Here is an 11,769-nt window from a genome sequence, read left to right on the forward strand (position 1 = left end):
TCACCGGCATGCGATTCGGCATCGTCTTGTTCACCAGCGACCGCGGCATCACCCCCGCCGCGGCCGCGAAGGCCGTCGAGGACCGCGGCTTCGCGTCGTTCTTCGTGCCCGAGCACACCCACATCCCGGTGAAACGCGAAGCGGCACACCCGACGACCGGCGATGCCAGCCTGCCGGACGATCGCTACACCCGCACCCTCGACCCGTGGGTGGCGCTGGCCACGGCGGCCGCGGTGACCGAGCGCATCGAGCTGTCCACCGCCGTCGCGCTGCCCGTCGAGCACGACGTGATCACCCTCGCCAAGACCATCGCCACGCTGGACCACCTGTCCGGCGGGCGGGTCACCCTGGGCGCCGGATTCGGCTGGAACACCGACGAACTCACCGACCACGGGGTGCCGCCCGCCAAGCGGCGCACGGTGCTGCGGGAGTACCTCGAGGCCATGAACGCGCTGTGGACCGAGGACGAGGCCGCCTACGACGGGCAGTTCGTGAAGTTCGGGCCGAGCTGGGCGTGGCCCAAGCCGGCGCAGCAGCACGTCCCGGTGCTGATCGGCACGGCGGGCACCGAACAGGGTTTCCGCTGGATCGCGCAGTCCGCCGACGGCTGGATCACCACGCCCTACGAGAACGACCTGCTGCTGAGCCGCCTCGAGCTGCTGTCGAAGGTGTGGCAGGACGCCGGGCGCGGCGGGCAGCCCCGCGTCGTCGCCCTCGACGGCAAGCCCGACGCCGCGCGCCTGGCCGACTGGGCGGCGGCCGGGGTCACCGACGTGCTGTACGGCCTGCCGGACAAGCCGGAGGCCGACGTGCTCGCCTACCTGGACCGCCTGGCCGGGAAACTCGCCCCGCTCGGCCTGAACGCCTGAATCACTTTCTTCCCCTTCCTGTTTCGACCACCGGAGAGTGAGCCGACACCGTGCGCATAGCCCTGCTGTCCTACCGCAGCAAGACCCACTGTGGCGGACAGGGGGTCTATGTCCGGCACCTCAGCCGCGGCCTGGCCGAACTCGGACACCGGGTCGAGGTGTTCTCCGGGCAGCCGTACCCGGAGCACCTCGACCCGCGCGTGACGCTGACCGAGGTCCCCGGCCTGGATCTGTACCGGGAACCCGACCCCTTCCGCACGCCGCGGCCCGGCGAGATCCGCGACCGGATCGACCTGCTGGAGCTGGGCACCATGTGGACCGCCGGTTTCCCGGAGCCGCGCACGTTCAGCCTGCGCGCGGCGCGGCTGCTGCGCGCGCGGGCCGCCGATTTCGATGTGGTGCACGACAATCAGTGCCTCGGCTCCGGACTGCTCGACATCGCGGCCCGGCTGCCGCTGGTGGCGACCGTGCACCACCCGATCACCCGCGACCGCGCCCTCGACCTGGCCGCCGCGCCGTGGCGGCGCAAACCGTTCGTGCGCCGCTGGTACGGGTTCCTCGGGATGCAGCGGCGGGTGGCCCGGCAGATCCCGGATCTGATCACGGTGTCCGCGTCCTCGGCCGCCGACATCGTCGACGACTTCGGCGTGGCGGTGGAGCAGTTGCACGTGGTGCCGCTGGGCGTGGACACCGAGCTGTTCCGGCCGCGCGAGCGCCGGGTGCCCGGCCGCATCGTCGCGGTCGCCAGCGCGGACAAGCCGCTCAAGGGCATCGGGCACCTGCTGCAGGCCGTCGCGCGGCTGCGGCTCGCCCACGACATCGAGCTGCGGCTGGTGGCGAAGCTGGAACCGAACGGCCCCACCGAGAAGCTGATCGCCGAACTCGGCCTGTCCGACATCGTCAGCGCCACCGCGGGACTGTCCGACACCGAACTCGCCGAACTGCTCGCGTCGGCCGAGATCGCCTGCATCCCTTCGATGTACGAGGGTTTCTCGCTGCCCGCCGTGGAGGCGATGGCCAGCGGCACGCCGCTGGTCGCCAGCCGCGCGGGCGCGCTGCCCGAGGTGGTGGGCGACTGCGCCGAGCTGGTCGAGCCCGGCAATGTCGACGAGCTGACCCACACGATCGGCCGGCTGTTCGACTCGCGGCGGCGGCTGAGTGAGCTGGGCGCCGCCGGACGGCACCGCGCGGTCACCGTGTACAGCTGGGAAGCCGTTGCGGCACAGACGGTTTCCGTGTACGAACGGGCCATCGGCCGGCATCCGGCCGCCACACCGGCGCGGGACGGCGCGGGAATCCAGGCACCAGAGGAGGGCACATGCTGACCGTAGATTTCGACCGGCTGGGTATCGGTCCGGGCACCCGCGTCATCGACGTCGGCTGCGGTCAGGGACGGCACTCGTTCGAGGCGTACCGGCGCGGCGCGGACGTGGTGGCCTTCGACCAGAACGCGAACGACCTGGCCGACGTGAAGGTCATGTTCGGCGCGATGGCCGAGGCCGGCGAGGTGCCGTCCTACGCGAAAGCCGAAGCGGTGCAGGGCGACGCGCTCGCCCTGCCTTACGACAGCGAGGAGTTCGACGTCGTCGTCGCCTCGGAGATCCTCGAGCACATCCCGCAGGACGACCGGGTGATCGCCGAGCTGGTGCGGGTCCTCAAGCCCGGCGGGGCGCTGGCGGTCACGGTGCCGCGCTGGCTACCCGAGCGGATCTGCTGGCTGCTCTCCGACGAGTACCACGCCAACGAGGGCGGCCACGTGCGCATCTACCGCGCCGACGAGCTGCGCGGCAAGATCGCCGGGCAGGGTGTGCGATTCATCCACAGCGCGCACGCCCACGCGCTGCACTCCCCTTACTGGTGGCTCAAATGCCTGGTGGGCGTGGACAAGACCGACAGCCGGGTGGTCTCGGCCTATCACCGGCTGCTGGTGTGGGACATGATGAAACGGCCGTGGTTGACTCGATTCGCCGAGACCGCACTGGATCCGGTCATCGGCAAGAGCGTGGCGCTGTACTTCACCAAGCCGGCGGTGCGCAGTGCCTGACCTACCGGCGGTGCCCGGCGTGCTCACCGCCGCGCAGTGTCGGCGGACCGCCGAATCCATTGCGGCCCAACAGGAACCCGACGGCGCGCTGCCCTGGTTCGCGGGCGGGCACACCGACCCGTGGGATCACGTCGAGAGCGCGATGGCGCTCACCGCGGCCGGGCTGCTGACCGAGGCCCGCGCGGCCTACGCGTGGTCGGCGCGCACGCAGCGGGCCGACGGCTCCTGGCCCGCGCAGTTCCGCGCCGGCGTGGTCGAGAACCCGGACGCCGACACCAACTTCTGCGCCTACCTGGCCACCGGGGTCTGGCACTACTACTGCTGCACCGCGGACCGGGCGTTCGCCGCGTCGCTGTGGCCGGCCGTGCGGGCGGCCATCGGGTACGTGACGTCCATGCAGCAGGGCCGCAACGGCGAGATCGCTTGGCTGCGCAACGCTTCCGGCGGTGTCGCCGACGAGGCGCTGCTGACCGGCTGCGCCAGCATGTTCCACAGCATCCGCTGCGCCCTCGCCTTGGCCGAGCTGTTCGGCGAGCCGCAGCCGGACTGGGAGGTGGCGGCGCTGCGCCTCGGGCACGCCCTGCGCCACCATCCGGAGTCCTTCGCCGAGAAGGACCGCTACTCGATGGACTGGTACTACCCGGTGCTGTGCGGCGCGTTCGACGGCGCGGCCGGTGCGGACCGGATCGCCTCGCGCTGGGGCGATTTCGTGGTCGGGGACATCGGCATCCGCTGCGTCGCGGATCGGCCCTGGGTGACCGGCGCGGAGACCTGCGAGCTGGCATTGGCCTTGGACACCCTCGGCGACCACACCCGCGCCCGGCGCCTGCTGGCCGCCATGCAGCATCTGCGCGAGGACGACGGATCCTATTGGACCGGACTGGTTTTCGCCGACGGCAAACGCTGGCCCGAGGAACGCACCACCTGGACCGGCGCGGCCGTGATCCTCGCCGCCGACGCCCTCTCCCGCGCCACACCCGGCTCGGGCATCTTCCGGGACCTCGCCGCACCGATCGACATCACCACCGGTTGCGCCTGCGACTGCGTGGGCTCGCGGCCGTAGTCGAATCCACCACAGTCCTCGGCGTTCACCGCCAGCCGCCCTCCCGGCATGTCTTCCCCCGTCATCCCGGCAAAGGCATCACCGTCCCGGGAATACCGTGGGGCGACGCTGAGGGCGGGCTAGCCTTGCCCGCCGCAGCCCGCGGTGCGCTCCAGGATCCGCAGCGAGCCCGTCACCGACACCTCGCGGAAATTCCCGCTGTCCAAGGCTTTTCGGTAGATGTGGTACGGGGCCTGGCCGCCGTCGCGGGGATCGGGGAACACGTCGTGGATGGCGAGCGCGCCGCCCGCCGCCACCCAGAGCGCCCAGTTGTCGTAGTCGCGCTGGGCCGCCTCCTCGGTGTGGCCGCCGTCGATGAACAGCAGGCGGATCGGGGTGCGCCAGATGCGCGCCACCGTGGCCGAGGGACCGACGACGCCGACCACCGTGTCGGTGAGCCCGGCCCGCACGATGGCGCGGCGGAACTGGGCGACGGTGTCGAAGCGGCCCGTCTCGGGGTCCACGAGCGAGGTGTCGTGGTACTCCCAGCCCGGCTGGTGTTCCTCGGAGCCCTGGTGGTGGTCGACGGTGTACACGGTCGCGCCGGTGTCGCGGGCGGCCGCGCCCAGATAGATGGACGACTTGCCGCAATAGGTGCCGATTTCCACGATGACGCCGTCGCCGCCGTACCGCAGCGCCGCCTCGTACAGCGCCCGGCCCTCCTCCGGCGGCATGAAACCGGTAGTTTGCTCGGCGAGTTCGAACAATTCCCCGGCCGCCTCGGAAAGCGCGGAATCGGCACGAGTCATGAGGGACGCACCTTTCTGTCGTCGCGTGACACACCGCCGATGACAAAGACCGTGCGAGTTGCCCGTAAGAGGTGTCCATAGTAGCATCCAGACACGTGTCTGATTCTATGCCCGTGAGCCTGGAGGCGACCCGCCGCCGCCTCACCGAGAAGCAGGCCGACACCGTCGACCGGCTGACCCGGGCCGCCCTGGAGGTGCTGTCCCGCGAGGGCTTCGCCGGCCTGACCGTACGCATGGTCGCGTCCGCCGCCGGAGTCGGCACCGCGACCGCCTACACCTATTTCTCCTCCAAGGAACACCTTGTCGCCGAGGTCTTCTGGCGGCGCCTGGCCGCGACCGCCCCGGCCGAACCCGACGGCGATGCCGACAACGTCGCGCGCACGGTCGCGGTGCTGCGTCAGATCGCGATGCTGGTGGCCGACGAACCGGCGCTCGCCGGAGCGGTGACCAGCGCGCTGCTGGGCACCGACCCGGATGTCGCGCACCTGCGCGTGCGCATCGGTAGCGAGATCCGCCGACGCCTGGTCACCGCGCTCGGCGACGGGGCCGATCCCGAGATCGTGGAATCGCTGGAACTGCTCTACGCCGGGGCGCTGGTGCGCGCCGGGATGGGCTACGCCTCCTACGCCGAGATCGCCGACCGGCTGGAGCAGGCCGCGCTGCGGGTGCTGCGGCACTGAGCGCTTAGAGCACCGCTTCGATGGCCTCGACCACGGCCGCGTCCTTCGGCTCGGTGCGCGGCCGGAACCGGGCCACCACCTTGCCGTCGCGGTCGACGAGGAACTTCTCGAAGTTCCACTGGATGTCGCCGGCCTCGCCCTCGGCGTCGGCCGTCCGCACCAGCTCCTGATACAGCGGGTGCCGGTCGTCGCCGTTCACCTCGGACTTCGCGAGCAACGGGAAGTCCACGCCGTAGGTGGTCGAGCAGAACTCCTGGATCTCCTCGGCCGTGCCGGGCTCCTGGCCCATGAACTGATTGCACGGCACGCCGATCACGCTGAAGCCGCGCGGCCCGTAGGTCTGCTGCAACTCCACCAGACCGGTGTACTGCGGCGTCAGGCCGCACTTGGAGGCGACGTTCACGATCAGCAGCGCCTTGTCGCCGGCCAGTTCGCCGAGGGTGGTGGATTCGTCGGTCAGAGTGCGTACGGCAATGTCACGAATAGTCACACCGGCGATGATAGGGCGAACCCGCACCGGACCCCCGGGTGAAATCGTCGAGCGCGGATCGCTACGCGATAACCATGCGCCCGGATTCGAAAAATGAAACGGGTTCTACGATGTACGAACCGCTCTCGCGAGCCTGTTCGCGGGCGCTCGAGCGGCGCATTGATGATCTATCCGGCCACTCCAGTCGACCACCGGCGAGGTAGGCCGAGCCCGCGCATCAGGGTCCGCGTCTTCACCAATATTAGAACTTGTTCTACAGTGATCTCGGGCACGCTCTCCGGCACCGAGCGCGACCGCGACCTGCCGACTACTTCGAGGATGAGGTAAAGCACTATGACCGACTCTCCGCGCACCGCGGGTACCAGCGAAGCCGATTACGTCGTCGTGGGCGCCGGCAGCGCCGGTGCCATCGTCGCGGGCCGGCTGGCCGAGCACGGCGCCAGCGTGATCCTGCTGGAGGCGGGCCGCAAGGACAACACCCGGCTGGTCCGGGTGCCGGGCATGATCACGACGGTGCACACGGTTCCCCAGCTGAAGCACCAGGTCACCTGGAGTCAGTATTCGGTGCCGCAGAAGCACGCCAACGAACGCCGCATCCCGATGACCCGCGGCAAGGTGCTCGGCGGCTCCAGCTCGGTCAACGGCATGCTGTTCGTGCGCGGCAACAAGGCCAACTTCGACTCCTGGGCCGCCGAAGGCTGCGAGGGCTGGAGCTACCAGGACGTGCTGCCCGCCTACAAACGCCTGGAGAACTGGGAAGACGGCCCAAGCGACCTGCGGGGCGCCGGCGGACCCATCCAGGTCACCCGCCAGAAAGAACTCACCCCCATCGCCGAAGGCTTCCTCACCGCCGCCAGCGAAACCCTGGGCGTGCCGCAGATCGCCGACTACAACGGCGAATCCCAGGAAGGCATCAGCGTCTTCCAGCAAAGCGTCCGAAACGGCATCCGCTACAGCTCCGCACGCGGCTTCCTCACCGAACGACCCAACCCCAACCTCCAGGTCGTCACCGGCGCCCACGCCGCCCGCGTCGTCATCGAGAAGGGCCGCGCCACCGGCGTGGAGATCATCGAGAAACGCGGCCGCCGCCGCATCATCCGCGCCGCCAAGGAAGTCATCGTCTCCGGCGGCGTCATGGGCTCGGCCCACACCCTGCTGCTGTCGGGCATCGGCCCCGCCGGACACCTGCGCGACCACGGCATCGACGTCCACGCCGACCTCCCCGTCGGACAGAACCTGCACGACCACCTGTTCGTCCCGATGACCTTCATCTCGAAAAAGGCGCTGCACCGGGGCATTCCGTCGCACTTCGCGGCGGGGATGCTGCGCGAGACGCTGCGGCCGGGCAGTTCGTGGTTCGGGCGCACGGTGTTCGAATGCGTCGGGTTCGTGAAAACCTCGTTCGCCAAGGACATTCCGGATATGCAGATCCACACCCTGCCGTGGAGCTATCCGACGCCGAACCAGGACGAGGACAAGCTGCACATGGTCGACCGCCGGTCGGCGATCACCGTCTTCCCGACGCTGATCTACCCGAAGAGCCGCGGCGACCTGCGGCTGGCGTCGACCGATCCGCTGGAGCAGCCGCTCATCGATCCGGGCTACCTGTCCGATTCCGCCGACGCCGATTTCCTCGTCGAGGCCATCGGCATGATCCGCGACATCATGTCGTCGAAGACGATCGTGGGCGATGTGACCGAGGAGTTCTCGCCGGGCCCGGACTTCCGCGACGAGACCGCGCTGCGCCGGGAACTGCCCAACCGCATCCACTCCGTCTACCACCCCGTCGGCACCTGCCGCATGGGCGTCGACGAACGCGCCGTCGTCGACCCCCAGCTGCGCGTACGCGGCATCGAAGGACTCCGCGTCGCCGACGCCTCCATCATGCCCAGCATCACCGGCGGCAACACCAACGCACCCTCCTACATGATCGGCGAGAAGTGCGCCGAATTCATCACCGCCGGAATGTAATTCGCTGAAGCGGGAGCATTCCCGCCACGCGACCGCACCCGAACGCCCACCGACCGCCTCCACAGGCGTCCGGTGGGCGTCGTGCATCCGCAGCCCGCCCTCCGTCGCGATCCGATCGCACCCAGCGGCGATGAGGTCGGCACGCGGACACTCGCCCGTCCGCAGTTCCCCGGCCGGCACGCGGAGCGGTGCGAAACTTGGGCTCGTGGGCGAACCTTCGGCTCGGCGGGCGGCGGCGGGCACTCGCGTGGCGGGCGTGCGGAATCTCAAGCCCGGGTGGTTCGCCGCCGTGATGGCGACCGGGATCGTGTCGCGGGCGGTCACCGGGGCGGGGTGGGCGTGGGGCGGCGATGTGCTGTTGGTCATCGGGCTGGTGGCGTTCGCGGTGCTGACCGTGGCGACGCTGCTGCGGCTGGCCTTCTTCCCTGCCGAGGCCCTCGCCGACGCCCGCAATCCGGCCGTCGGGTTCACCTATCTGACCTTCGTCGCCGGGTCTGCGGTGCTCGCTGCGGGCCTGGCCAAGCACGATCGGGCGACACCCGCGCTGGTGCTGCTGGGGATCGCGGCCGCGGCGTGGCTGCTGCTGTGCTACGCGATCCCGGCGGCGCTGATGGTGCACCACGCGCCGGACGAGGCGGTCACCGGTGCGGACGGCACCTGGTTCCTGTGGGTGGTCGGCACGCAGTCGCTGGCCGTCGCCGCCACGCTGCTGCCGCAGCCGTGGGGCCACCGTTTCGCGGTGCCGGCGCTGCTGTGCTGGTCGGTGGGTGTCGTGCTGTATCTGGGTGTGGCGGCGCTGGTGCTGGGCACGCTGTTCGGCGGCGCGCTGACGGCGGCGAAACTCGTTCCGGCGTATTGGGTTTTCATGGGCGCGACCGCGATCAGCGTGCTGGCCGGGGCGCAGGTGCTGGAGGACGGGCCGGATCGGCTCGTCACCGAGGTGCGGCCCTTCGTCGCCGGTGCGGCGCTCGCGCTGTGGGCGTTCGGCAGCTGGCTGATCCCGCTGCTGCTGGCCGCCGGGGTGTGGCGGCACCTGGTGCGGCACTTCGCCGTGGCCTACGAGCCCGGCCTGTGGAGCATCGTGTTCCCGATCGGCATGTACGGCGTCGGCACCGCCGAACTCGGGCGCGTGCTCGGCGCGCACTGGATGGTCACCTTCGGGCACGCCGAGGCCTGGGTGGCGCTGGGCGCGTGGCTCGCCACCGCGGCCGCCCTCGTGGTCACTCTGCTCCGGCGACGGCGGCGACCAGCGGCCGAAACGTAACGGCGCGAACCGGAGTAGGAGCCCGCGACCGTCGGCCGGTCACCGTGGACCAGGTCGGCGCGCCCGCTATCGAGGCCCGGAATGAATCGGCACCGTTGCGTGTTGTGGAGGTTGCCGCTACCGTAGGCACTGTCGCAATCGTGTGGATGTAGGTAGACCCGGGCGGTCCCTCCCACAAGATTTCTTCACTCGCTCCGAGCCGAACCTCCGGCGCGCACCGCGCCACCTCTCGTATCCCGGCCGGGGATCTCCACCGCGGCTCCACACCGCGCTCACGGCGCTCGCCGCGATCACGATACATCCCTACCTTCAGGAGAAATACCATGAAAGACAAGACAATTCACAACACCGGCGGTGCCGCGGACGCGACCGCCGCCACACCGGTCACCGGCATCCTGGACATCGCCGACAACCACGCGTCGCTGCGCGTCGACGGCTACCTGGCCGGGCCGAACGACGCCCACGTGTCGCCGCGCCTGGTCCGCGAGTACGGGTTGCGCCGCGGCGACGCCGTCACCGGCGCGTGCGGGCCCAAGCGGGACGGCGTCAAGTTCGCGCCGCTGGTCCGCGTCGACACGGTCAACGGGCTGTCGCCGGAGCAGGCCCGGTCCCGGCCGCACTTCGCCGATCTCGTCCCCATCTATCCACAGGACCGGCTGCGGCTGGAGACCGAGCCGCACGAGATGACCACGCGCATCACGGATTTGGCGATGCCGATCGGGAAAGGCCAACGCGCCCTGGTGGTCGCGCCGCCCAAGGCCGGGAAAACCTCTGTGCTGCAAGCGATCGCGCACGGCATCGCCAAGAACCACCCCGAATGCCAGCTGATGCTGGTGCTGGTGGGCGAGCGCCCGGAGGAGGTCACCGACCTCGCCCGCGCGGTTCCCGCCGACATCGCCGCCGCCACCTTCGACCAGCCGCCGCGCGAGCACGTCGCGGTCGCCGAGCTGGCCATCGAGCACGCCAAGCGGCTGGTCGAGATGGGCCGCGACGTGGTGGTGCTGCTGGATTCGCTCACCCGCCTGGCCCGCGCCTACAACCTGGCCTCGCCGGCCTCCGGGCGCGTGCTGTCCGGCGGCGTGGACGCCGCCGCGCTCGCCCCGCCGAAGAAGTTCCTCGGCGCGGCCCGCAACATCGAGAACGGCGGGTCGCTCACCATCATCGCCAGCGCCCTGGTGGAAACCGGCTCGGTGGCCGACACCGTGATCTTCGAGGAGTACAAGGGCACCGGCAACGCCGAACTCAAGCTCGACCGCCGCACCGCCGAACGGCGCCTGCACCCCGCGGTCGACGTCACCCAGTCCAGCACCCGCAAGGACGACCTGCTGATGACGCCGGACGAGGCGGCCGCCGTGCGGTCGCTGCGCGCCACCCTGGCCGGCCGCGAACCGCAGCAGGCCCTCGAACTCCTGCTCACCGGCCTGCGCCAGACCGACACCAACGCCGAATTCCTCGCCGGCATCCGCGCCGCCGGTAGCTGACACCCGACCCGCCGAAGCGCCCGTATCCGCCGGAGCAGCCGCTGACGTGCGCGCCTGCCTCCCGGTCCCGGCGACCGAACGTTGCGCGGTATTAGCCGGGTCCCGACGCCGGGGTAGCCTGGTTTCCGGTTGGTGATCGTCGCGGGAAGGTCGCGCCGACCTTGCTCGACTGGGAGGTGCCCCCTTGCTGCTGCTGGCCTGTGGTGTGACCGGCGGACGGAGGCCCCGGTGACCCCGCGCGAAGAGATCCTGCGCCGCGTGCGCGACGGCCTGATGGCGCTGCCCGACGACGAGCGCACCGTCACGCTCTCGCGGCATCCGCGCCACGCCGCGGTCGTCTCCCCGGTGGATCGTGCCGCCGCGGTCGAACAGTTTCTCGAACAGGCGAAACACTATGGCGCCGAAGGCGAACGCCTCACCGAGCCGGAGCTCGCGGACCGGGTGAACCTGGCCCTGCGCGCGCACGGCATCACCTCGGTGCTGGCGCCCGACGGCCTGCCCGAGGAGTGGCTCGAGCACTGGTCCGCGCCGGACGAGCACCGCACGGTCGTCGAGCACAGCCAGCAGTCCGCCTCGGAACCGGTGGACGCGATCGTCACCACCTGCACCGGCGCGGTCGCCGACTCGGGCACGCTCGTTCTCGACGGCGGTCCCGGCCAGCTCCGCCGCACCCCCGCCCTGGTGCCGCCCTGCCACGTCTGCGTGGTGCGCGCCGAACAGATCGTGCCCACGCTGCCCGAGGTGCTCGACAAGCTGGACCCGCGCCACCCCATCACCTTCTACGGCGGCCCGTCCGGGGCGGCCGACCTCCGCGCGACCGGGGACAGCCCGCGCCGGCTGATCGTCTTCGTCGTCGAATAGCACCGCAAGCACTCGTTAAGTCCCCGCCAAGCCCGGGGCGGCATCGTCTGTCTCACCACCGGAGCTCACCGGTGCATCCCCGAGCCGGGGTTGGCACAGCGGACGTGACCCGTCTACGAGGGGTGGCGGGTCACGTCCGATGCGACCGCGTGCTCCTGCCGACCGGAGGGGGCGGCAGGAGCATGCGCGGCAGTTTCCGGGCGGCGCGTATCTCGCGACAGGCCGGGGCCGCGGTGGCCGTTGCGGCGTTGTGATCTT

The 11,769-nt window shown here is 70.6% G+C and carries 10 protein-coding genes and 1 pseudogene; 9 read left to right on the forward strand and 2 right to left on the reverse strand.

The window, feature by feature from the left end; translation table 11 throughout:
• Nucleotides 1-8: 8 nt before the first annotated feature.
• Genes IU476_RS17585 through IU476_RS17600 form a run of 4 tightly spaced genes read left to right on the forward strand, consistent with a single transcriptional unit; the run spans nt 9 to nt 3,976 of the window.
• The gene (locus IU476_RS17585; protein WP_195101438.1) at nt 9-869 is read left to right on the forward strand and encodes a TIGR03619 family F420-dependent LLM class oxidoreductase; all 861 of its coding nucleotides are present in this window, start codon (nt 9-11) and stop codon (nt 867-869) included.
• Nucleotides 870-919: 50 nt separating this feature from the next.
• On the forward strand, nt 920-2,194 hold the full coding sequence (locus tag IU476_RS17590) for a glycosyltransferase family 4 protein (RefSeq protein ID WP_195101440.1): 1,275 nt from the start codon (nt 920-922) through the stop codon (nt 2,192-2,194).
• Nucleotides 2,188-2,913, forward strand: coding sequence for a class I SAM-dependent methyltransferase (locus IU476_RS17595; RefSeq protein WP_195101442.1), 726 nt, complete (start codon nt 2,188-2,190; stop codon nt 2,911-2,913). The genes IU476_RS17590 and IU476_RS17595 overlap by 7 nt, the downstream gene beginning before the upstream one ends.
• A complete protein-coding gene (locus IU476_RS17600; protein ID WP_195101445.1) occupies nt 2,906-3,976 on the forward strand; it encodes a prenyltransferase in 1,071 nt (356 codons plus the stop codon). The genes IU476_RS17595 and IU476_RS17600 overlap by 8 nt, the downstream gene beginning before the upstream one ends.
• A 119-nt stretch (nt 3,977-4,095) precedes the next feature.
• Here the strand turns inward: IU476_RS17600 and IU476_RS17605 are convergent, their stop codons facing one another.
• Entirely contained in the window at nt 4,096-4,764 is a 669-nt protein-coding gene (locus IU476_RS17605) for a class I SAM-dependent methyltransferase (protein WP_195101447.1), read from the reverse strand.
• 113 nt (nt 4,765-4,877) lie between these two features.
• Here IU476_RS17605 and IU476_RS17610 point away from each other — a divergent pair, with 113 nt between their 5' ends.
• Nucleotides 4,878-5,444: a TetR/AcrR family transcriptional regulator gene (locus IU476_RS17610; RefSeq protein WP_195102022.1), complete on the forward strand. Its 567-nt coding sequence runs from the start codon at nt 4,878-4,880 to the stop codon at nt 5,442-5,444.
• 4 nt (nt 5,445-5,448) lie between these two features.
• Here IU476_RS17610 and IU476_RS17615 read toward each other — a convergent pair whose 3' ends face one another.
• On the reverse strand, nt 5,449-5,934 hold the full coding sequence (locus tag IU476_RS17615) for a glutathione peroxidase (RefSeq protein ID WP_195101449.1): 486 nt from the start codon (nt 5,932-5,934) through the stop codon (nt 5,449-5,451).
• Between the two features lie 333 nt (nt 5,935-6,267).
• On the opposite strand from IU476_RS17615, the gene IU476_RS17620 reads away from it, so the two are divergent.
• The 4 genes and pseudogenes from IU476_RS17620 to IU476_RS17635 all read left to right on the forward strand — a co-directional run bounded on the left by IU476_RS17620 (nt 6,268) and on the right by IU476_RS17635 (nt 11,511).
• Nucleotides 6,268-7,905: a GMC family oxidoreductase gene (locus tag IU476_RS17620; protein WP_195101451.1), complete on the forward strand. Its 1,638-nt coding sequence runs from the start codon at nt 6,268-6,270 to the stop codon at nt 7,903-7,905.
• Nucleotides 7,906-8,110: 205 nt separating this feature from the next.
• Nucleotides 8,111-9,169, forward strand: a complete 1,059-nt coding sequence (locus IU476_RS17625; protein WP_195101452.1) for a tellurite resistance/C4-dicarboxylate transporter family protein — start codon at nt 8,111-8,113, stop codon at nt 9,167-9,169.
• Between the two features lie 242 nt (nt 9,170-9,411).
• Nucleotides 9,412-10,650, forward strand: a pseudogene (locus tag IU476_RS17630) (transcription termination factor Rho, short form); the annotation flags it as partial.
• Between the two features lie 228 nt (nt 10,651-10,878).
• On the forward strand, nt 10,879-11,511 hold the full coding sequence (locus IU476_RS17635) for a LutC/YkgG family protein (RefSeq protein WP_195101453.1): 633 nt from the start codon (nt 10,879-10,881) through the stop codon (nt 11,509-11,511).
• Nucleotides 11,512-11,769 lie beyond the last annotated feature (258 nt).

It is taken from the genome of Nocardia blacklockiae (assembly GCF_015477355.1).
GTDB lineage: Bacteria > Actinomycetota > Actinomycetes > Mycobacteriales > Mycobacteriaceae > Nocardia > Nocardia blacklockiae.

Coding starts and splice junctions, on each gene's coding strand:
- IU476_RS17595 (WP_195101442.1), top strand. CDS start 2,188: ATGCTGACCGTAGATTTCGACCGGCTGGGTATCGGTCCGGGCACCCGC.
- IU476_RS17605 (WP_195101447.1), bottom strand. CDS start 4,764: ATGACTCGTGCCGATTCCGCGCTTTCCGAGGCGGCCGGGGAATTGTTC.
- IU476_RS17585 (WP_195101438.1), top strand. CDS start 9: ATGCGATTCGGCATCGTCTTGTTCACCAGCGACCGCGGCATCACCCCC.
- IU476_RS17620 (WP_195101451.1), top strand. CDS start 6,268: ATGACCGACTCTCCGCGCACCGCGGGTACCAGCGAAGCCGATTACGTC.